The organism is Streptomyces endocoffeicus, assembly GCF_016741935.1.
In the GTDB taxonomy this organism is placed as follows: Bacteria; Actinomycetota; Actinomycetes; order Streptomycetales; family Streptomycetaceae; genus Streptomyces; species Streptomyces endocoffeicus.
Genome location: NZ_JAERRG010000030.1, coordinates 1 through 21,121 on the forward strand (window position 1 = coordinate 1; position 21,121 = coordinate 21,121).

20 protein-coding genes are annotated in these 21,121 nt (G+C 69.6%); 6 read left to right on the top strand and 14 right to left on the bottom strand.

The window, feature by feature from the left end; all coding sequences use genetic code 11:
• Positions 1–225: 225 nt before the first annotated feature.
• From JK364_RS43960 to JK364_RS43990, 7 genes are all read right to left on the bottom strand, one after another.
• Positions 226–2,076: a type IV secretory system conjugative DNA transfer family protein gene (locus JK364_RS43960; protein ID WP_201857064.1), complete on the bottom strand. Its 1,851-nt coding sequence runs from the start codon at positions 2,074–2,076 to the stop codon at positions 226–228.
• Between the two features lies 1 nt (position 2,077).
• Positions 2,078–3,481, bottom strand: a complete 1,404-nt coding sequence (locus JK364_RS43965; RefSeq protein WP_037955082.1) for an ATP-binding protein — start codon at positions 3,479–3,481, stop codon at positions 2,078–2,080.
• A gap of 94 nt (positions 3,482–3,575) precedes the next feature.
• Positions 3,576–5,132: an SCO6880 family protein gene (locus tag JK364_RS43970; protein ID WP_201857142.1), complete on the bottom strand. Its 1,557-nt coding sequence runs from the start codon at positions 5,130–5,132 to the stop codon at positions 3,576–3,578.
• A 2-nt stretch (positions 5,133–5,134) separates the two neighbouring features.
• Positions 5,135–6,466 (bottom strand): hypothetical protein, encoded by a 1,332-nt coding sequence (locus JK364_RS43975; RefSeq protein ID WP_201857065.1) that lies wholly within the window; start codon positions 6,464–6,466, stop codon positions 5,135–5,137.
• On the bottom strand, positions 6,456–7,343 hold the full coding sequence (locus JK364_RS43980) for a DUF8175 domain-containg protein (RefSeq protein WP_201857066.1): 888 nt from the start codon (positions 7,341–7,343) through the stop codon (positions 6,456–6,458). Before JK364_RS43980 ends, JK364_RS43975 begins: the two co-directional genes overlap by 11 nt.
• 320 nt (positions 7,344–7,663) lie before the next feature.
• Entirely contained in the window at positions 7,664–7,972 is a 309-nt protein-coding gene (locus JK364_RS43985) for a DUF8827 family protein (protein ID WP_009716148.1), read from the bottom strand.
• 322 nt (positions 7,973–8,294) lie between these two features.
• On the bottom strand, positions 8,295–8,543 hold the full coding sequence (locus tag JK364_RS43990; protein WP_201857067.1) for a DUF397 domain-containing protein: 249 nt from the start codon (positions 8,541–8,543) through the stop codon (positions 8,295–8,297).
• A 223-nt stretch (positions 8,544–8,766) separates the two neighbouring features.
• Between JK364_RS43990 and JK364_RS43995 the strand changes: the two genes are divergently transcribed.
• Both JK364_RS43995 and JK364_RS44000 read left to right on the top strand, forming a co-directional pair.
• Complete coding sequence (locus tag JK364_RS43995; RefSeq protein WP_307841571.1) at positions 8,767–9,774, top strand: C40 family peptidase; 1,008 nt, start codon at positions 8,767–8,769, stop codon at positions 9,772–9,774.
• Positions 9,775–10,010: 236 nt separating this feature from the next.
• Positions 10,011–10,724: a phosphatase PAP2 family protein gene (locus JK364_RS44000; protein ID WP_201857069.1), complete on the top strand. Its 714-nt coding sequence runs from the start codon at positions 10,011–10,013 to the stop codon at positions 10,722–10,724.
• Between the two features lie 127 nt (positions 10,725–10,851).
• On the opposite strand, the gene JK364_RS44005 is transcribed toward JK364_RS44000, so the two are convergent.
• Positions 10,852–12,465, bottom strand: coding sequence for an FAD-binding oxidoreductase (locus tag JK364_RS44005; protein WP_201857070.1), 1,614 nt, complete (start codon positions 12,463–12,465; stop codon positions 10,852–10,854).
• A 168-nt stretch (positions 12,466–12,633) separates the two neighbouring features.
• A complete protein-coding gene (locus JK364_RS57760; protein ID WP_307841572.1) occupies positions 12,634–12,837 on the bottom strand; it encodes a hypothetical protein in 204 nt (67 codons plus the stop codon).
• A 95-nt stretch (positions 12,838–12,932) separates the two neighbouring features.
• Between JK364_RS57760 and JK364_RS44010 the strand changes: the two genes are divergently transcribed.
• On the top strand, positions 12,933–13,850 hold the full coding sequence (locus JK364_RS44010) for a hypothetical protein (RefSeq protein WP_201857071.1): 918 nt from the start codon (positions 12,933–12,935) through the stop codon (positions 13,848–13,850).
• Positions 13,851–14,049: 199 nt separating this feature from the next.
• A complete protein-coding gene (locus JK364_RS44015) occupies positions 14,050–14,307 on the top strand; it encodes a hypothetical protein (protein ID WP_201857155.1) in 258 nt (85 codons plus the stop codon).
• A gap of 220 nt (positions 14,308–14,527) precedes the next feature.
• On the opposite strand, the gene JK364_RS44020 is transcribed toward JK364_RS44015, so the two are convergent.
• Positions 14,528–14,932: a metal-sensitive transcriptional regulator gene (locus JK364_RS44020; RefSeq protein ID WP_020869543.1), complete on the bottom strand. Its 405-nt coding sequence runs from the start codon at positions 14,930–14,932 to the stop codon at positions 14,528–14,530.
• 191 nt (positions 14,933–15,123) lie between these two features.
• Here JK364_RS44020 and JK364_RS44025 point away from each other — a divergent pair, with 191 nt between their 5' ends.
• Both JK364_RS44025 and JK364_RS44030 read left to right on the top strand, forming a co-directional pair.
• On the top strand, positions 15,124–15,744 hold the full coding sequence (locus tag JK364_RS44025) for a DUF47 domain-containing protein (protein WP_030837909.1): 621 nt from the start codon (positions 15,124–15,126) through the stop codon (positions 15,742–15,744).
• A gap of 8 nt (positions 15,745–15,752) precedes the next feature.
• Positions 15,753–16,751, top strand: coding sequence for an inorganic phosphate transporter (locus JK364_RS44030; protein WP_201857072.1), 999 nt, complete (start codon positions 15,753–15,755; stop codon positions 16,749–16,751).
• Between the two features lie 217 nt (positions 16,752–16,968).
• On the opposite strand, the gene pstB is transcribed toward JK364_RS44030, so the two are convergent.
• From pstB to pstS, 4 genes are all read right to left on the bottom strand, one after another.
• Complete coding sequence (gene pstB / locus JK364_RS44035; protein WP_201857073.1) at positions 16,969–17,745, bottom strand: phosphate ABC transporter ATP-binding protein PstB; 777 nt, start codon at positions 17,743–17,745, stop codon at positions 16,969–16,971.
• Positions 17,746–17,771: 26 nt separating this feature from the next.
• Positions 17,772–18,833, bottom strand: a complete 1,062-nt coding sequence (gene pstA, locus JK364_RS44040) for a phosphate ABC transporter permease PstA (protein ID WP_201857074.1) — start codon at positions 18,831–18,833, stop codon at positions 17,772–17,774.
• Positions 18,830–19,819: a phosphate ABC transporter permease subunit PstC gene (gene pstC, locus JK364_RS44045; RefSeq protein WP_201857075.1), complete on the bottom strand. Its 990-nt coding sequence runs from the start codon at positions 19,817–19,819 to the stop codon at positions 18,830–18,832. The genes pstA and pstC overlap by 4 nt, the downstream gene beginning before the upstream one ends.
• Positions 19,820–19,934: 115 nt before the next feature.
• Positions 19,935–21,059 (bottom strand): phosphate ABC transporter substrate-binding protein PstS, encoded by a 1,125-nt coding sequence (pstS, locus tag JK364_RS44050; protein ID WP_201857076.1) that lies wholly within the window; start codon positions 21,057–21,059, stop codon positions 19,935–19,937.
• Positions 21,060–21,121: the final 62 nt, after the last annotated feature.

A 21,121-nucleotide genomic window follows, 5' to 3' on the forward strand; every position in this document is an offset into this window, starting at 1 on the left:
GACTGAGGCATTTTTGCGTTCAGCTCCCGCTTTCGTCCCCAGCTGTGCATGGAAGAGACGCCCCGGTGAGCACGATCGGACGATGTGCCCGGTGGCTCTGTGACCCGATGTTTGGAGCAGTCGGTCCCGTCGTATGGTTCGTGGGACTTCTGCTGCATATCTGTCCCCGCACTCGGGGGAGCTCACCTCGGAGCAGCTGGAGGCGTCGGCGGGGTGTGCGGGCCGTCAGCGCGATTCCTGGCCCACCAGGGAGCGGTGTGGCCAGCGGGCTCGGGCCTGTTCCTGGGAGCGCATCAGGGCCAGTGTGGGCAGGCCCTGCTCCGCGCCCTGGGCGAGGAGGTCGGGGAGTGCCGGGAGCGGGGCCACGGCGGCGACGTCGTCCAGGACAAGGGTCAGTGGTGGGTCGAGCCGACCGGAGGATGACCGTTCGGCCATGCGCCGGCCGTGCTCGACCACGTGTGAGGCGAGTGCGGTCAACAGTGGCATCGCACCCGGCTGGGTTCGGGGGTCCTCGATGGATTCGCCCATCAGATACAGGGTTCCCCCTTCGGCGACGAATGACTCCAGTGCGAGCGTGTCGGCGCGTCCCGGATTGCAGGCGTCCCGGATATGGATCGACGAGAGCGCGCCGAGGGCACGGGCGGTCAGCTCCTGGGCCATGTCGCGGCGTTCGCGGTGGGCGGTGAGCGTGGCTTCCAGCTCGCCGGCCGCGCCGCCTGCCGCCTTGGGATGCGTGCGGAGGATCTTCACGGGCTCGTGGGCCGAGCTGCCCTGTGCCCATCGGTGCACATGGCGGAACGGCCGGCCGTCCACCGCGGCGGCGTGCAGCCAGCACCGCAGCATCGTCTCCGCGGCCTCCGCCAGGGGCCGGTCCATGGCGTGCATGGGCCGTACGGGGGCCAGGAGAGCGGTGGCGCGGGCTGCCGCGATTTCGCGGGAGCCGCAGTCAGCCGCCGGGTTCCAGCGCAGCCGGGCGGGGGTGTCGAGCAGATGGGACGGGTCGAAGACGTGGGTGGGGCCGAGCTTGGCGCGGGCGTCCTTGGTCGTGGCCCAGAGCTTGGGATCGCTGGTGACGACGAGGACGGGGCCGATGGCCTCCAGGACGGTGTGGGCCGCGGACTCCCCGCGCTGGGCGCCGAAGAGGACGCGGGACCGGCCCAGTTCCCCGTCGGGGAGTGCGGCCGACGTCAGCGGGCCGCTGCGGGGGGTGGGGAGCGGCTGTGGTGCGGATGTCGGGTCGAGCGGGGCGTACAGGCCGTCCTGGGCCGGGGGAGCGGTCTGGCCCTGGGCGGGAGTGACCTGTGCGTCGGCTCTCTGCTCGGCGATGTACGGGTGCGGTTCGGGGCCCGTTCCGGCGGACGCTTCGGCGGCGACGGCCTCGGCCGGGTGGCGGTGACCGGCGACGGGTGCGATGACGCCGTCGCCGGGGACCGCCTCGGCCGGGCCCGGTGCGGGGAGCCCGCTGGAGCGGTCTGGAGCGGTGGTGCCGGGCGAACCCTCAGAAGGTCTGGCGGAGGCGGCTCCTGGGGCCGCTGAGGCGGTTCCAGGGCCGGGGACGGGTGGGGGCGGCGCCTCGACGCCAGGGGCCGCCTCCACGCCCGTACCGTTGACGGGCGTGGGCTCGATGCCGTCCTTCGCGGTCCTCGTGTCCGTAAGGCCGAGCCGCTTCGCCTCCGCCGCCTTTGCGAGGGCGGCGGCGCGGGCGACGCGGCGCTGGGCGCGGACCGTCCGGTAGCGGGCCAGTGTGCCCATCACGAAGATGGTCAGGACGATCAGCACCATCAGTTCACTGATGAAGATGCCCCAGAACAGCCCGTACCCCGACAGCTGGTCCTTCGGGGTGTCGGGCCAGGCCGCCGCCAGGTCTTGCGGCTCCTGCAGAAGATGGCGCAGCGCCACTGGTGCGCGCATGAAGGTCAGGTTGTCCGGCCAGGCGCCGCGGGCGAAGAGCCCGGCCAGCCCGGTCGCCGACCACATCAGGCCGAGCGCGCCCAGCAGGAGGGCGATGGCGCCGATCAACAGGCCGTCCGGAATGCCGCGTTCCGCGGGCCCGCCGTGATTCTGTCCCGCTGCCATGTCACGCCACCGTGGATCCGTACGACGGCCCGCCGTAGGTGTCCGCCTCCGCCGCCTCGACCGCTGCGGCGGCGCGCTCCTCGGCCTCCGCCTCGACCGCCATCTGCACGGCCAGCGCGTCCTCCGTCATCGCCCGGTCGGTGTAGACGAGGGGCCGCTCGGCCTCGGTGATCAGGTGTTTGACGACCTGTACGTTGCCGTTGACGTCCCAGACCGCGATACCGGGCGACAGCGTGGGGATGATCTCGACGGCCCAGCGGGGCAGGCCCAGGACGCGGCCGGTGGCCCGTGCCTCGTCCGCCTTCTGGGCGTAGATCGTCCGGGTGGAGGCCATCTTGAGGATGGCCGCGGCTTCCCGTGCCGCCGCGCCGTCGACCACGTCGGAGAGGTGGTGGACGACGGCGACGAACGACAGGCCCAGCCGCCGCCCGAACTTCAGCAGCCGCTGGAAGAGCTGGGCGACGAAGGGCGAGTTGATGATGTGCCACGCCTCCTCGACCAGGAAGATGCGCTTCTTACGGTCGGGACGGATCCAGGTGTGCTCCAGCCAGACGCCCACGATGGCCATGAGGATCGGCATCGCGATCGAGTTGCGATCGATATGGGACAGGTCGAAGACGATCAGGGGTGAGTCCAGATCGATTCCGGCCGTGGTGGGGCCGTCGAACATACCGCGCAGATCACCGTCGACCAGCCGGTCCAGCACCAGGGCGACATCGAGACCCCAGGCCCGTACGTCGTCTATATCGACGTTCATCGCCGCCGCCGACTCCTCCTCGGGGTGGCGCAGCTGCTCCACGATGTCGGTCAGCACCGGCTGGCGGTCGACGACGGTCTCGTTGACGTAGGCGTGCGCGACCTTCAGGGCGAACCCGGACCGCTCGTCGAGCCCGTGCCCCATCGCGACCTCGATGATCGTGCGGAGCAGGGCGAGCTGACCGGTCGTGGTGATCGCCGGATCCAGGGGGTTCAGACGGATACCGCCGTCCAGGGCCGCCATGGGGTCGAGCCGGATGGGCGTTATCCCCAGCTCCTGGGCGATCAGGTTCCATTCGCCGACGCCGTCCTCGCCCTGGGCGTCCAGCACCACCACCTGGCGGTCGCGGAACCGCAGCTGGCGCAGGACATAGGTCTTCTCCAGGGCCGACTTGCCGTTACCGGACTCGCCGAGCACCAGCCAGTGGGGGGCCGGCAGCTGCTGGCCGTAGAGCTGGAAGGGGTCGTAGATATAGCCCTTGCCGGAGTAGACCTCACGGCCGATGACCACGCCGGAGTCGCCGAGGCCGGGTGCCGCGGTGGGGAGATAGACCGCCTGGGCCTGGCCGGTGGAGGTGCGTACGGGCAGCCGCGTCGTCTCCACCTTTCCGAAGAGAAAGCTGGTGAACGCATCGGTGATGGCGCTCATCGGATCGGCCACGGCGGAGCCCCTATCGTCCCTGTCGTCCCAGTCGTGTCTATCAGCTCTATGAGCTGTATCGGCGCTGTCTGCTCTGTCTGCCCTATCGGCGGATGCCGGTCGCGAACGGCAGCGTGTTCACAAAGGCCCGGTGGTGCTCGCGGTCGCACCACTCCAGCTTGAGGTAGCTCTTCCCCGCCGAGGCACGAATGGTCCGCTTGTCGCGCGCGAGGGCCTCCGGCGAACGGGAGGACACGGTGATGTAGCCGACGAGGTTGACGCCCGCGGCACCGCTGGCGAGATCCTCGCCGCGCTGGTCGAGCCGTCCGTGGGCGGCGATGTCGCGCGGGTCCACGGTGCGGTTCATCTTCGCGGCGCGGCTGGCCTCGGCCTCGTCGTTGGTCTTCTCGGTGAGCATCCGCTCGATGGCGACCTCGGTGGGCTCGAGGTCCATACAGACGGCGACCGTACGGATGACATCGGGCGTGTGGACGAGCAGCGGGGCGAGGAAGTTGACCCCGACGGGCGTCATGGGCCACTCCTTCACCCAGGCCGTGGAGTGGCACCAGGGCTCGCGGGTGCTCGACTCCCGGGTCTTGGCCTGGAGGTAGGTGGGCTCCATGGCGTCCAGCTCGGCGGGCCAGGCGTTCCGCTTGGTCATCGCCTGGATGTGGTCGATGGGGTGGTCCGGGTCGTACATGGAGTGGATGAGGGACGCCAGCCTCCCCTGCCCCAGGGGCTGGCGCACCCGGATGTCCGCCTCGGCGAGCCTGGCGCAGATGTCGGTCAGCTCACGGGCCATCACCACGGCGAGGCCCGCGTCCTTGTCGAGCCGCCGGCCGCCGCCGCTGTGGCGGGCGGCGCGCGCGATGGCCTGGGCCTCGGCGGCCAGGTCGCGGGTGTAGTGCATACAGGCGACGAGATAGGCGCGGTGCTGCTCGGAGGAGGTGGAGACCATGGACTGCAGCTGGTCGTAGGAGTCCTTGAGCCAGTTGGGGGCCTGGTTGTCGCCGCGCCGCTCGACGTCCTTGGCGTGCGCGTCGGGGTCGGCGGGGAGGGTGCGGGCCAGTATCTGCAGCCGGGTCACGAAGCCGTCGCCGTTGGCCACATGCTTGAGCAGGGTGCCGAACCGGTCCACGAGGGCCTCCTGGTCCTCGCTGTCGCGCAGTCCGACGCCGGGGCCCTCGATCTCGATGGCGGCGGTGACGGTGCGGCGGTCGGCGTGCAGGAGCACGGCGATCTCGTCGGGGCCGAAGGGGGCGGCCAGCCAGATGATCCGGCCGATGCCGGGGGGCGGGCCGACCTCGATCTCACGGCCGTCCAGGCGGGTGCCGGCCTCGGCGGCGCCGGAGCGGTAGGCGGTGGTGCCCTTACGGACGCTGCGCTTGTAGGAGCGGTTGATCTCGAACCAGCGGTAGAACGTCCGCCCGTTGTACGGGACGTAGACGGCGGCGAGGGCGAGGGTGGGGAAGCCGACCAGGGCGGTGATGCGGAACGTCAGCACCGGCACCAGCAGCCCGCACATCATCCCGATGAACGCCCCCGCGATGATCAGCGCGATCTCGCCGGTCTCGCGGTTCTTGCCGACGATCGCGTTCGGGCGGGGGCGCCCGATCAGATACGTGCGACGGGGCGCGATGGGGTGCGACTGGGCGTCGATCGTCACCGCCGGTCACCTCCCGAGTTGTTGCCGGAGCTGCGGTTCGTGGCGGAGCCGCCGCCGGAGCCTCCGGTGTGGCCGGTGCGGCTGGCGGGCGCGGGGGAGGCGCCTCCGCCGCCCCCGCCGCTGGTGCGGGTGGAGTGGGCCGCCACACCGCCGGAGACGGGGTTGGCGGGCTTGGCCTGCCCCGGGGAAGCGCCCCCGCCGGCCTCGCCTCCGCCGCGGGCGCTGTGGGTGTTGATGCCCTGCTTCACCAGGGCGGCGGGGGAAGTGATGACGGCGGCGGCCTGGCGGGACGCGGGGTCGGAGCTGGCGCTGCGGGCCTTGACGATCTCGTCGCCGAAGCCGGGCACGAAGCGGTAGATCATCGCGCTGGCGAAGATGGCGAGGATGATGATGGACAGGCCGGAGACGACGGCCGAGAAGGCGTCGGGCTTGTCGCCGTTGGTGGAGAGCGCGCCGGCGAGGGCCAGGACGGTGATGATCACCGGCTTGACGAGGATCACGGCGATCATGATCCCCGCCCAGCGGCGCACATGCCCCCACATGTTCTTGTCGACGAGGCCCGCGTAGACGGCGGTGCCGAGCAGCGCGCCCACGTAGAGGAGGGCGGCGCGGATGACGAGCTCGAGGCAGAGGACGCCGGCGGCGAGGATCGTCACCAGCGAGACGACGATCAGCATGATCGGGCCGCCGCCGATGTCCTCGTCCCGCTTGAGCGCCTGGGAGAAGGAGCCGAAGAAGGCGTCGTTGTCCGCACCGGTGCCGGAGGCGATGGCGTCGGTGACGGCGTCGGTCGCGGTGACGACCGTATAGAGGATGAGGGGGGTGAAGGCGGAGGCCAGGACCGTCAGCCAGAGGAAACCTATGGCTTCGGAGAGCGCCTCGCCGAGGGGGACGCCGCGGATGGCGCGCTTGGCGACGGCGAGGAGCCAGAGGATGAGCGTGAGGACGGTGGAGGCGGCGAAGACGACGGCGTACTGGCGGAGGAAGGCCTCGTTGGTGAAGTCGACGTTGGCCGTCTCCTTGACGAGCTTGGAGAGCTTGCCGACGAGCCAGGAGGCGGCGTCGGCGCAGCCGCGGGCGAGGGAGGCGGCGGGGTCGAGGGGGTTGGAGGGGTCGGGGGGGCCGCTGGAGCCTCCGCCGCCGCCCTTTTCGCAGTTCTCTCGGACCTGACCGAGGAGGAGCTCGCAATCGTCCTGCTTGCCGCCCGACGGAGTGGGCGTCGGCGAGGGTGCCGCCGCGGCGCGGCTGGCCAGCAGGACGGCGGCCGTCTGCACGGAAGCCAGGGCTCCGGCGAGGGTGAGAGCGCGACGGCGGGGGCTAGCGGGCATAGGTGAACCCTCCGTACTGCTCGACTGCCTTGGCGATCTCATCGGCCGTGGACGCGGTGCGGTCGCTGTTGACCGGAGCCGGACCGGCCTTCTGCGAGTAGCTCTCGGCCTTCCAGTCGTTGTTCACCCACCGCAGCTTGAGCGTCAGGGTGAACCAGTCGTTGGTGACCGGGTTCTTCGATCCCTCTCCGGCCGTGCCGAACACGCCGGTGCACCAGACCGCGACGGTCGCGCTGGTGCCCGAGAACTTGCCGACCTTGGTGCCCAGAGGGGCGGTGCGCGAGACGTAGGTCATGCCGTCGGCGGCCTTGCCGTTCGCGTCCAGGCCGATTCTCTCCAGGGACGCCGCGGAGTAGGCCTTGTCGAGCCTGGTCTGGAGCCGGTCGGCGGCCGCGTTGGCGAAGATCTGGGGGACGAGCTCATGGCGTCGGTCGCGGTTGTACATATCGGCGGACCCCAGCGCCACCGCGTAGTTCGCCGCCGCGCTCTGGGCGCCTTGCTCCGATTTGGCGAAACCCGAGGCGATGTCGGTCGTGGCGTTCTTGCCGTCGACCGGGCGCTCGCCCGTGGGGGCGGTGGGGTGGGCTTCGGTGCCGCCCCCGCCGGTGTCGCTGTCGCTGGACCCGCCGTCCTTGCCGTCGCCGCGGTTGACGAAGGCGATGGCCGCGAGGAGGAGGACGATGACGCCGACCACGGTGATCAGGTTGCGGCTGGGCTTGGCGCGGCCGGGGGCTCGGCGGGGTGGACCGTAGGGGTCGCCGTCGCCCTCGGGCAGGCGGGTGCGCGTCAGATGACCTTCGGGGGCCGCGCCGCGGCCGCGGCGCGCCTCATGGCCCTCGTAGTCACCGCCGTATCCGTCGTCGCCGCCGAGACTCATCCTGCGTACGCCCCTTCACCCGTGCCGAGCCTGCCGAGCCTGCTGATACCGCCGATCCCGCTGATTCTGCCGACCGCGTCATCCATGGTCCCTCTTCCGTCACCCGCATACGACGGTAACGGTGAGGACTGACGCTCGGGCGCGCTGGTGTGAGTGGACATCAAGCTGACACGACCTCAGCGTGGTGAGCGGGAGCGGGCATCAGGGAGCAGCCTCGGGTACGGGGTGTGGGGCCGGTAGGGGGAATCGGGAGCGGAGGCTTGCGACCAGGGGTGTGCGCCCCGCGCGGAGGGGCGGCTCGGGGGCGGACGGGGACGCGGCTAGATGGCCATGCCGTACACGATCGTGAAGAGCGTGCCCAGTGAACCGATGATGAACACACCGGTCAGGCCCGCGACGATCAGTCCCTTGCCCTGCTCCGCGCTGAAGGTGTCCCGCAGGGCCGTCGCGCCGATCCGCTGCTTGGCCGCGCCCCAGATGGCGATGCCGAAGCACAGCAGCAGTGCGACCGCCATCACGACCTCGATCATGACGCGAGCCTCGCTGCCCAGGCTGCCGAACGGACCCCAATCTGGGGCGATTCCGCCGATGATGGTGTTGATGTCGCCCTTTTCGGCCGCTAGGAACATGATGAACTCACCGCCCCTTGTGGGTTGTTGTGTCTCTTCGCCGGCATGGCGTGGGTCAGCCTCTATCTTCGCTGATGAATCCGCTTCCGCATGTCGACTTGGCGGCATTTCTTGGCGGATCTCGTGCGTGTTGTGGGACACGCCCGTCCGGCGGCCGTGTGAGGCATGTCAACGGAGTGTCGTATGGTCACTCTGTGTATCACGCGGGTGGGCGTGGGGCAACGATCCGTGAGGGGCTGACGGGCAGGCTCCTTGGTGAAGGGTCATCAGCGCGCCTGCGCTCAGCGCCTCCGCCCGCTGGGCCCCGCCCCTCACTTCCCCGTTACTTCCCCGCGGGCTCGTCCGTCTCCGTAAGGTCCGCGAAGTCGTCGAACTCGCCCGCCTTGACGCCCTTGATGAACGCGTCCCACTTGGCCCGGGTCGTGACGACGACGGTCTCCGGGTCGTTGCTCTCGCGCATCAGGATCTGGTCGTCGGGGCCCACGGCCACCTCGAGGTAGGCGGCGCCCTCCGGAAGGTCGTCGGGTGCGGCCCGCTGCCAGTCGAGCTCTTGCCGGTCGAGGCGTGTCATCTGCGGTCCCCAGGGTCGTGTGCTCGGACGGCTGGACTCTACGCGTTCCCCGGCCCCGCGAGAGGCGGCCGAGACGGGGCGGGGAGGCGTGCGGGGCGGGTCGGCGGCGCATAAGGGGGCGCGCGTCGGGGGCCGTCGTATGGTTTCGGCTGGGGAGCGGCTGATTTTCGCCGTGCGAGCGGAAACGCGTTCGTATGGCGGGTGAATGGGGGAGGATGGCCGGGTGCGTAAGGTCTGGCTGGGTGTCAGTGTCGGTCTCGGAGTCTCCTTTTCCTTCGTCGCGCTGCTCGTCGTCGGTACCTACATGGTCGCGGCGGACCTCGTCGGCGGTGCCGGCGGTAAGGCCGTCGGGCTGGCCAAGGGCGCCGTTCCCGCCACGTACGAACCGCTCATCCAGCGGTACGGGAACTCCTGCCCGGCCATCAACCCCGCGCTCCTCGCCGCGCAGCTCTACCAGGAGAGCGGCTGGAACGCGAAGGCGCAGAGCCCGGCCAACGCCAAGGGGATAGCGCAGTTCATCCCCGCCACCTGGGCCTCGCACGGGGTCGACGGCAACAAGGACGGCGTCAAGGACATCTGGGACCCGCAGGACGCGATCCCGTCGGCGGCCGCCTATGACTGCTCGCTCGCCAAGTACGTCAAGGGTGTGCCGGGCAATCAGACGCACAACATGCTGGCCTCGTACAACGCGGGTGCCTATGCCGTGATCAAGTACAGCGGGGTGCCGCCTTACCGCGAGACCCAGAACTACGTGAAGACCATCACCACCCTCGCCAAGAGCTTCGAGGCGCCGATCCAGAAGGTCCAGCCCTCCCAGCAGTCGGCCGGGGCGATCTACTTCGCACAGGAGCAGCTCGGCAAGCCCTATCTCTGGGGCGGGAACGGCACGCCGGAGCAGGGCGGGCGGTTCGACTGCTCGGGGCTGACGAAGGCGGCGTACAAGACGGTCGGCATCGATCTGCCGCGCGTCGCCAACGACCAGTGGAACGCCGGACCGCACCCCAAGCGGAGCGAGCTGCTCCCTGGGGACCTGGTCTTCTTCGCCTATGACCTCGACGATCCGAGATCGATCCACCATGTGGGGATGTACGTGGGCGGCGGCTACATGATCAACGCGCCCTACACCGGTGCGGTGATCCGTTTTGACAAGATCGACTCGCCGGACTACATCGGTGCTACGCGGGTGACTCAGGATGGCGCGAAAGCGCTGCCGCGGGCGAACCCCGCGTAAGGATTCCCCCTGAGCTGCGACGATCGGTCACCCTTCGATAACGTCCCGGTGATCGTTGGGTTGAGTACGGAACCCCTGGCGAGAAGAGGGCGTTCCCTGGAGGTGGATCGAGGCGTGGATCAGCGTGGATCGACGGCGGACTCTCCGGCGCCGGTCGCGTTGCCACGGCTCGCGGGGCATTACGGGGGGTCGGCAGCTGCACGTAGTGACAGGCAAGAGATAAGGGGCCACGGCATATGGCTGGACTCGCACTGGACGGGTCGAACCCCGATGTCAGCCTGCTCTACGACATCAACGGGCTGGCGAAGGACGCCCCGCACTGGTTCGACTGCGTCATGGAGTTCGTCGGCGAGTACGGGATCATCATCGGGCTCGCCCTGGTGACCCTGGCCGCCTGGTGGAGCGTCCGGAAGCGGCCGCAGGAGGCGCCGTCCGCCGTCGCCGGGCTGGTGTGGGCCCCGCTGGCCGCCGGGCTGGCGCTGGTCGCCAACATCCCCATCCGCGGCTTTGTCGAGCGGCCCAGACCCTTCAGGGACCATCAGGGGCTCGATGTCCTGGTGGCGGGCAAGACCGACTTCTCGTTCGTCAGCGACCACGCGACGCTGACCATGGCGGTCGCCGTCGGCGTCTTCATGGCTCACCGCGCCTATGGGGTCGCCGCCATAGGGCTCGCGCTGCTGGAAGGGTTCTGCCGCGTCTATATGGGCGTCCACTACCCGACCGATGTGATCGGCGGGTTCGCCCTGGGGACGGCGGTCACGCTGCTGCTGGCGCCGCTCGCCATGATGCTGCTGACCCCGCTGACCACGGCCGTCGCGGGTTCGCGCGTCGGCCGCCTGATACGGGCCGAGCCCGCCGCCGTCGGCCAGGACGCGGACGAGGCGCGCGCCGAGCTCGCCGAGTCCCGCTCGGTGGGCGGCGACCACGGGAACAAGGACCTGGCGGCCTAGCGGCACCCTTACGGACGCCACGAACACGGATACGACGAAGGCCCGGCGGCTGCCGGGCCTTCTGTCATTTCCGCGGATCAGCCGCCGACGTCCGGCGAAGGCCAAGGACCTCCGAGGGCCAAGGACCTCACAGCGCCTGCGGGAAGTCGAAGAGCCGGTCCGGGTCGTAACGCTTCTTCACCCGCGTCAGCTTGTCGGCGGCCGAGCCGTAGTACGCCGAGCGCCAGTCCTTCAGCGACGCGTCCGTGTAGTTCTGGTACGCCGCCCCGGAGGCATACCGCCGCATCGCCTTATGGGCGCCGTCCAGCCAGGTGTTGCCCGCGGTGCCCGAGCCGCCCGCCGCCCAGGACGCGGTGTACTGCGCGAGGAACCGCGACCGGCGGTGGACGAAGGACGTGGCCGTGGGCGAGACCCGGTTGACCGCCCCGCCGAGCGCGGTGAGCGCGATGCTGACCGCGCCCCCGCCGCCGGTGCGCCGCCCGTAGCGCTCCAGCTGGTCCAGCATCGCCCGGACGCCCGCCTGGCTCAGCGAGCGGTCGAAGAAGTCCGAGCGCGCCGCGTAGGTCTCGCGGTTCAGCACCCCGGAGGTGCTGCGGCCGGGCTTGTCGCCGGGCAGATGGCAGTTGGCCGTGGAGGTGTCGCCGCAGCCCGCGTACATCCGCATGGCGTCGACGTAGCCGCGGCGGCGCAGGCTGACCTGCGAGGCGGGGCCGGGGCCGCCCGGCCCGTCGGCGAGCTTGTCCACCGCGTTCTGCAGCGCGCCGTAGGTGCCGAGCGAGAAGCAGCTGATGGAGACGGTGGGGGTGCGTCCGGGGGCGGCCGACAGATGCAGCGCCGACCAGATCTCGTCCGGCTGGTCGGGGCCCCACTTCTGCCAGGCGCTCAGCACCTTCGCGGCCTTGGACCATGGCCATGACATGTAACAGGTCACGCCGTCGGCCGCGTCATGCGTACGGAAGCGCAGTTCGGTGACGACGCCGAAGTTGCCGTTGCCCGCGCCGCGCAGCGCCCAGAACAGCTCGGCCTCGCGGCTCTTGGAGACCTCCAGGGCCTTGCCGTCCGCGGTGACGATGGTGGCACCCGTAAGGCTGTCGGCGGTCAGCCCGTACGCCCGGGAGACCACACCGTGGCCGCCGCCGAGGGTCAGTCCGGATATGCCGACGCTCGGGCAGGAGCCGCCGGGGACGGTGACCCCGCGGGCGCCCAATGTGGTGTAGAGGTCGATGAGCTTGGCGCCGGCGCCGATCCTCGCCTCGCCGGAGGTCGTACGGATCGAGGCGAGCGCGGAGACGTCGATGACGAGGCGGCCGTCGCCGCTCGACCAGCCGGCGTAGGAGTGACCGCCGTTGCGGATCGCGACGGGGGCGCCGTGGCGCCGGGCGAAGTCCAGACAGGCGGAGATGTCCGAGGTGTTCTCTATATAGGCGACGGCGGCGGGGCGCAGATGGTCGAAGCGGGTGTTGTAGAGCCGGCTGGCGGAGGTGTAGTCGGAGTCTCCGGGGCGCACCAGGTCACCCTTGAGGTCCTTGCCGAGCGCGCTCCAGTCCGCGGACTTGGGCTTGCCGTCGACGGCGCGGCGACTGCCGCTCGCCGAGGCCGAGCGGGCGTCCGGCGCCGAGGAGGAGGACCCGACCGGGCTCGTGTCACCGCCGGCCTTCCCCGCGTCATCGTTGCACGCCGTGACCCCTGTGGCGGTGGCCGCCAGCCCCGTGCCCGCTGCCAGCAGTGTCCGCCGGTTCATGGCGGTGTCCCCTCCCTGTCGACGCTGTTCTCAACCGTCGACCGGGCCACCGCGAGGCGGACCCGGTCCTTTGGTCAGAGGGGTCGACCGGGGGGTGTGGTTCCGCTCGTGGCCGAAGAGTTGTCGGGGGACGGACAACCCGCGCCAATCGGACGAGCCGGATTCGAACTAATCGGACGAGTCCGATGAATCGCTTGTACCGGACCGGGTATGACGGGCCGTCGCATGGTCCGCCGCGTCCTCGCGGGCGATGGCTCTGGCGCGACGGGCCGGACCGGACCAGCCGCAGGTGCAGCGGGCGATGGAGAACGAGCCCCGCTCCACCGTGGTGGTGCGGTTCTGGCCGGGACCTATGTCGCCTGAGTCGAGCACATGACCACGCTACCGGGCCGTGACGAGCCACCGGTGTGAATCGTTAAACGAACAAGTACCAAGCGGGACGAGCGTGGCCAGGGGGTCGGCGGTCGATGGTGTTCCAGCAGCGCGGGCTCGGCGTGCGGAGACGGGTGAGAGCGGTCGCCGGAGTCGTGTCGGGTGGCCTGCTGGCCGTGTCGCTGGCGACCGTGAGCGGCTGCTCCACCGAGACGGCGGCCGATGAACGACCGGGCGGCACCGCGCACGAGAGCGCGGTCACGGTGCTGCACCGGGCCGCGGATGTACTGGTCAAGTCGGGCAGCTCACGGGTCCGTACGACCATGGAGACGGCGACGGGCGGCACCCGCGTGTCCATCCGGGGCGCCGGCGCGTACGACTTCGAGAAGCGGCTGGGGCGGCTGCGGCTGCTGCTGCCGAGGGACGCGATGGGGGCCGCCGAGCATGCGCCGATCACCGAACTCCTGACCTCCGGGGCGCTTTTCATGCGCAATCGCGGTGCGGGCATTCCCCGCGACAAATGGGTGCGGGTGGATACGACGGACATTCCCGACGGCAATCTGGTCACCGGCGGGGCCACCGATCCGCTGACCGCCGCCGAGCTGCTGCGCGGGGTGCGGAAGGCCAGCCTGGTCGGCGAGGAAGGACTCGGCGGAGACTTGGTGCGCCACTACCGCGGCACCACCGACATCGGCCGGGCGGCGCGCGTCGCGTCCGAGGGCGCGCGGGGATCGCTGGTGGCCGCGGCCAGGGGGTTCGACGAGAGCACGGTGCGCTTCGACGCGTATCTCGACGGACTCGGCCGGCTGCGCGAGGTGCGGCACCGGTTCACGGTGACCAGCCGGGCGGACGGCCGGGAGGCGGCGGAGAGCCCGGACGCCGCCGGGCGACGGCGCGGCGAACTGGGGGTCGCCTCCACCACGGAGCTGTACGACTTCGGGGCCCCCGCCGAGGTCGAGCTCCCCAAGCCCACGGATATCTACACAGGAAAGGTCGGATCACCTCAGAAGTAGTCGGAGGGGCTCGCTTTGCCCTTCGAAATGGCCCATCCGTGCCATGCGCGGAGTGTGTACCGATCCCTACGCTGGGAAGCCGCTGCTCGAAAGTGCTCGCAGGTGCTCGCTGGAGGAGGTGAAACACGTGGTTGCGCGTCGCGGCTCGTCGGGCCCGGACCCCGTGGCCCTCGTCGAAATCGATCTCTACGGTGACTTGATGATCGCTGCGTCGAGCGCGGACGAGGACAGGCTCAGTACGGACCGTATCGACGAGGTGCTCCGGGTGCAGGCCGACCGATCAGATTCGGCCGAGGGGGCCACGGGCGCCAATGGAAACGGGAAGGGCGCCGAGGACAGGAAGCGCCCAGAGAAGGTGAGGCGCGCGGAGAAGGCGAAGCGCGCCGAGGAGACAAAGCGCGCCGAGGACGCGAAGGCCGCCCCGGAGGCCGGTGCCGGAAGCCCGGACGCCCCGTAGCGGACGCCCCCTGGCAACGTCGATGCCGCCGTCTCGCCGGCGGGCGCCCAGCGGCCCCGTCCGGCGAGAGGCGAGCGTACGGTCATGTCCACGCCGGGGAACGGGCCCGTACCGGGTGCCGGTCGGCCCGTACCTGCGCTCAGGCCCGCAGCGGCCGGGCCCGCGCTCAGGCCCGCAGCGGCCGGGCCCGCGCTCAGGCCCCCAGCGGCCGGGCCCGCGCTCAGGTCCGCAGCAGCCGGGCGATGGCCGCCGTGGCCTCGGCCACCTTGGCGTCGACCTCTCCCGTGCCCTCCGCCTCGCCCTGGGCGGCGCTCTCCACGGCCGCGCTGGCGACACAGTGGCGCAGATGCTCCTCGAGCAGCTGGAGGGCGAAGGACTGGAGCGCCTTGGTGCTCGCCGAGACCTGGGTGAGTATGTCGATGCAGTAGACGTCTTCCTCGACCATCCGCTGCAGTCCCCTGATCTGGCCCTCGATTCGGCGCAGCCGCTTCAGATGCTGATCCTTTTGTTTGGCGTATCCATGCCCACCGTGGGGTACGGAGTCCTGGGCGGAGGTGTGCCCGGACGCCTGGCCCCGCTCGTCGCCGTCGGTGGGCGCGGTGGTGTCGGCCGCCGAGGTCGTCATGGCTTCCTCCCGTTGATTACGCTATGTCCGCATATACCCCCGGTGGGTATATGGTACCGCCTTTTCCGGTCGAACCGGGCCCCCGTGCTGAGCACTCTGCCCAATGGGCGACACTGGGACCGCCGGTTACCGTGGCCGGAAGATGCGCCTAGCATCGTCGAGTCCCCATCCGCTGCATTCGAGGATCCCCAGTGCGCTTTCGTCTGACCCCCAGGGAGACGAGCTTCTACGACATGTTCGCCGCGTCCGCGGACAACATCGTGACCGGCTCCAAGCTCCTGATGGAACTGCTCGGGGCGGACTCCTCCGCTCGTGCCGAGATCGCGGAGCGGATGAGGGCCGCGGAGCACGCGGGGGACGATGCCACGCACGCGATCTTCCACCAGCTGAACTCCTCCTTCATCACGCCGTTCGACCGCGAGGACATCTACTCCCTCGCCTCGTCCCTCGACGACATCATGGACTTCATGGAGGAGGCCGTCGACCTGGTCGTCCTCTACCAGGTGGAAGAGCTGCCCAAGGGCGTCGAGCAGCAGATCGAGGTGCTGGCGCGGGCGGCCGAGCTGACCGCCGAGGCGATGCCGAATCTGCGCACCATGACCAACCTCACGGAGTACTGGATCGAGGTCAACCGGCTGGAGAACCAGGCGGACCAGATCCACCGCAAGCTCCTGGCCCACCTCTTCAACGGCAAGTACGACGCCATCGAGGTGCTCAAGCTCAAGCAGATCGTCGATGTGCTGGAGGAGGCGGCGGACGCCTTCGAGCATGTGGCCAACACGGTCGAGACCATCGCCGTCAAGGAGTCCTGAGCCCGGGCATGGACACCTTCGCGCTTGTCGTGACCATCGCGGTCGCGCTGTTCTTCACCTATACCAACGGCTTCCACGACTCGGCCAACGCCATCGCGACCTCGGTCTCCACCCGGGCGCTGACCCCACGGGCGGCGCTCGCGATGGCCGCCGTGATGAACCTCGCGGGTGCCTTCCTCGGCAGCGGTGTCGCCAAGACCGTCAGCGAGGGCCTGATCGCCACCCCCACCGGCGACCAAGGCATGATGATCTTGTTCGCCGGGCTGATCGGCGCGATCACCTGGAACATGGTGACCTGGTACTACGGTCTGCCGTCCTCCTCCTCGCACGCGCTGTTCGGCGGGCTGGTCGGCGCGGCGCTCGCGGGGGCGAGCACGGTCCACTGGGACGGGGTGCTGGAGAAGATCGTCATCCCGATGGTCCTCTCGCCCATCGTCGGCCTGGTGCTGGGCTACTTCGTGATGGTGGCCATCCTCTGGATCTTCCGTAACGCGAACCCGCACAAGGCCAAGCGCGGCTTCCGGATAGCGCAGACCGTCTCGGCGGCGGGCATGGCGCTCGGCCACGGCCTCCAGGACGCCCAGAAGACGATGGGTGTCGTGGTGATGGCCCTGGTCATCGGGGGTGTCGAGGACCAAGGCGACGCGATTCCGGTGTGGGTGAAGATCTCCTGCGCCGCGATGCTGTCGCTCGGCACCTACGCGGGCGGCTGGCGCATCATGCGCACGCTGGGACGGCGGATCATCGAGCTGGACCCGCCGCAGGGGTTCGCGGCGGAGACCACGGCGGCAGGCGTCATGTACACGGCGTCGTTCATGTTCCAGGCGCCCATCTCGACCACCCATGTCATCACCTCGGCGATCATGGGCGTGGGGGCGACCAAGCGGGTGAGCGCGGTCCGCTGGGGGGTCGCGAAGAACATCATCCTCGGCTGGTTCATCACCATGCCCGCGGCGGCCGGAGTCGCCGCGCTCAGCTACTGGATCGTCAACCTGGCCTTCGGCTGACCGCCGCGACAAGCTGACGGCCGCACAAGCTGACCGCCGCACAGGCTGACCACAGCACAAGCGGACGCCGCGACAAGCTGACCGCAGCAACAGGCTGACCGCAGCAACAAAAGTGGGCCCGCCCCCGGGAGCCAGGGGCGGGCCCTTCGTCTTGCGGTGGCACCGCCATGCAGCACCGCAGGACGTTCTGTCCTCGCCGGTCGTGCGAGGGGCCTGGTCAGCCGAATCGGCCGGAGATGTAGTCCTCGGTCGCCTGCACCGACGGGTTGGCGAAGATCCGCTCGGTCTCGTCGATCTCGATGAGCTTGCCCGGCTGGCCGACACCGGCCAGGTTGAAGAAGGCCGTACGGTCCGAGACGCGCGCCGCCTGCTGCATGTTGTGCGTCACGATGACGATCGTGAAGCGCTCCTTCAGCTCACCGATCAGGTCCTCGATGGCGAGGGTCGAGATCGGGTCGAGCGCCGAGCAGGGCTCGTCCATCAGCAGCACATCGGGCTCGACCGCGATGGCGCGGGCGATGCACAGCCGCTGCTGCTGACCACCGGAGAGCCCGGCGCCCGGCTTGTTGAGCCGGTCCTTGACCTCGTTCCACAGGTTGGCGCCCTTGAGGGACTTCTCGACGACGTGTCCGAGCTCACTCTTCTTGTACGAGCCGTTGAGCTTCAGCCCGGCGGCCACGTTCTCGAAGATGGACATCGTCGGGAACGGGTTGGGGCGCTGGAAGACCATGCCGACCGTGCGCCGCACGGAGACCGGGTCCACCCCCGAGCCGTAGAGGTTCTCGTCGTCGAGCATCACCTTGCCCTCGACCCGGCCGCCGGGGGTGACCTCGTGCATCCGGTTGAGGGTGCGCAGGAAGGTCGACTTGCCGCAGCCCGACGGGCCGATGAAGGCGGTCACCGAGCGGGGCTCGACGGTCATCGAGATGTCCTCGATGGCCTTGTGGCTGCCGTAGTAGGCGGTGAGCCCGCTGACGTCGATGCGCTTGGCCATGTGAATCACTTCTCTTCTTCTTGGCCTCAGCGGCCGGACTTCGGGGCCTTCCAGCGGGCGATGCCGCGGGCCACCAGGTTCAGGATCATGACGAAGGCGATGAGCACGAGCGCCGCTGCCCAGGCCCGGTTGAAGGAGGCCTCGTTGCCGAGCTGCCACTGCTCGTAGATGTAGTAGGGCAGCGACGACTGGGCGCCTTCGAACGGGTTGTTGTTGATCCCCGTGGCACCGAAGACCAGCAGCACGATGGGGGCGGACTCACCGGCGATACGGGCGACCGCGAGCATCACACCCGTGGTGATCCCGCCGATCGCGGTGGGCAGCACCACCTTGAGGATGGTGCGCCACTTGGGCACGCCGAGCGCGAGGGACGCCTCACGCAGCTCGTCCGGGACCAGCTTGAGCATTTCCTCGGTGGAGCGGACGACGATCGGCATCATCAGGATGGCCAGCGCCATGGCGCCGGCGAAGCCCGAGTAGCTGAAGCCGAGAATGATGATCCAGAAGCTGAGGATGAACAGACCGGCGACGATCGAGGGGATGCCGGTCATCACGTCGACGAAGAAGGTGACGGACTTGGCGAGCCGGCCGCGGCCGTACTCCACCAGGTAGATGGCGGTCAGCAGGCCGATCGGCACGGCGATGAGCGCGGCGAGGCCGACCTGCTCCAGGGTGCCGATGATCGCGTGGTACGCGCCACCGCCGGGCAGGATCGTCTGCACACCCTCCATGGAGTGGGCCAGGAAGTAGCCGTCGAGCACCGTCCGGCCCCGGTCGATGGTCTCCCAGAGCAGGGAGAGCAGCGGGATGACGGCGAGCAGGAAGCAGACCCACACCAGGCTGGTGGCCAGCCGGTTCTTGGCCTGCCGGCTGCCTTCGACCACGGCGCCGAGGGCGTAGGAGGCGATGATGAAGATCAGGGCGGCGAGCAGGCCGATCTGGAACGGATTGCCCATTCCGAGGGCGGCGCCGGCGCCGGCTCCCACGGCCACCGAGGCCACGACCAGGGCGTACGGGGCCCATCCGGGCAGCCGGGCCTGCTGGAGGCTCGAGCCGTGGCGCGCGTTCTTGTCAACGACAGTGCTCATGCGGCGGTCCCCGAGTACTCCTTGCGGCGGGCGATGATCATTCGCGCGGCGCCGTTGACCAGCAGGGTGATGACGAACAGCACCAGACCGGAGGCGATCAGCGCGTCACGGCCGTCGTTGCCGGCTTCCTTGAAGCGGCTGGCGATGTTCTGGGCGAAGGTGCCGCCGCCCCCGTCCAGCAGGCTGGTCTCGATCAGGAAGTTTGGGGACAGCACGGTGGCGACCGCCATGGTCTCGCCCAGCGCACGGCCCAGGCCCAGCATCGAGGCGCTGATGATGCCGGAGCGGCCGAAGGGGAGGACCGACATCCGGATGACCTCCCAGCGGGTGGCGCCGAGCGCCAGCGCCGCCTCCTCGTGCATCCTCGGGACCTGCCGGAACACCTCGCGGCTCACGCTGGTGACGATCGGCAGAATCATGATCGCCAGCAGGATGCCGACGGTGAACAGGGAGCGCGCGGGGCCGCCCTGGTAGCTGAGGATCCCGGTCCAGCCCAGGTAGTCGTCGAACCAGGTGTACAGGCCGGTCAGATGCGGGACGAGGAAGAGCGCGCCCCACAGGCCGTAGACGATGCTGGGGACCGCGGCGAGCAGGTCGATGACGTAGGCGACCGGGGTGGCCAGCGGGCGCGGGGCGTAGTGCGAGATGAACAGCGCGATGCCCACCGCGATCGGGACCGCGATGAGCATGGCGATGATCGAGCTGACGACCGTGCCGTAGGCGAGGACGGCGATGCCGAACCGCATCGGCGAGGAGCCGGTGTTCCACTCGAAGTAGGTGAGGAAGTTGGCCTCGTCCTTGGAGATCGCGATGGCGGCGCGGTAGGTGAGGAAGGCCGCGATGGCCGCCATGATCACCAGCAGAGCGATACCGGAACCCCGGGAGAGGCCGAGGAAGATCTTGTCACCGGCGCGGCCGGTGGAGCGGGTCCTGACCTTTGATGGTGACCCTGCGGCTGATGATGTGGGTTCTATATCCGTTTTCATGGGTTCTCCGGTCTGCGGAGCCTGTTGCGGATGAGGCTCCTGGCGCGGCGGTGCACCGGACGATGCGGCTGACTCCGCCGTGGCGATCGCCACGGCGGAGTCAGCCGCACTCGGGTCAGGAGAGGCTCTTGACGCTCTCGCGGACCTTGTTGGCGATCTCGGTCGGCAGCGGGGCGTAGCCCAGCTCCTTCAGCGAGGTCTGGCCGTCCTCGCTGGCGACGTAGGTCAGGAAGGACTTGGTCGCGGCGAGGGTGCTCGCTTTGTTGCCCTTGTCACAGGCGATCTCGTAGGTGACCAGGGTGATCGGGTAGGCGCCGTCAGCCTTGGTGTCGTAGGCCAGGTCCAGGGCCAGGTCGCTGCCGGTGCCCTTGATCTTGGCCTCGGAGATGGCCTTGGAGGCGTTGTCGACGGTGGCCTGGACCGGGGCGGAGGCGCCGGTGTTCAGGTCGACGGTCTTGATGCTGTTCGCGGTCGCGTAGGAGAGCTCGAAGTACGAGATCGAGCCCGAGACCTGCTTGACCTGCGAGGAGACACCGGAGGAGCCGTCGGCCGACTGGCCGCCCTCGCCCTCCCACGCCTTGCCCGGCTCGTGCGGCCACGCCTTCGGCGCGGCGGCCTTGAGGTACTTGGTGAAGTTGTCCGTGGTGCCCGACTCGTCGGAGCGGTGGAACGCCTGGATCTTGAGGCTCGGAAGCTTCGCGTCCTTGTTCAGCGCCTTGATCGCGGGGTCGTCCCACTTCTTGATCTCGGAGTTGAAGATCTTGCCGAGGACCTCGGCGTTCAGCGTCAGCTTGTCCACGCCGGGCACGTTGAAGCCGACCGCGATCGGGCCGCCGACCATCGGCAGGTCAATGGCCTTGCCGCCCTTGCAGACCTTCTCCGAGGACTTGACCTCTTCGGGCTTCAGCGCCGAGTCGGAACCCGCGAAGGCGGTCTTGCCCTGCAGGAACTCCTGGATGCCCGCGCCGGAGCCGGTGGCCTTGTAGTTGAGCTTGGTGTCCTTGCACGCCGCCCCGTAGGTCTTGATCCACAGGTCCATGGCGTTCTTCTGCGCGGAGGAGCCGGAGGCCAGCAGCTGCCCCTTGCCGTCGCACTTGATGTTGGAGGCGGCCTTGGAGTCGCCACCGCCGCCACCACCGCTGTTGTTGTCGGAGCCGCACGCCGTGAGGACAAGGGCGCCGGAGACAGCGAGGGCACCGGCGGCGATGGCGCGAAGCCGGTTCTTGCGCTGAAGCTTCACTTTCGGGAGTTCCTTCCAGGAGCCGCCGGTTGGGGGACGGCGCGCGAGATGGGTGGAGCGCA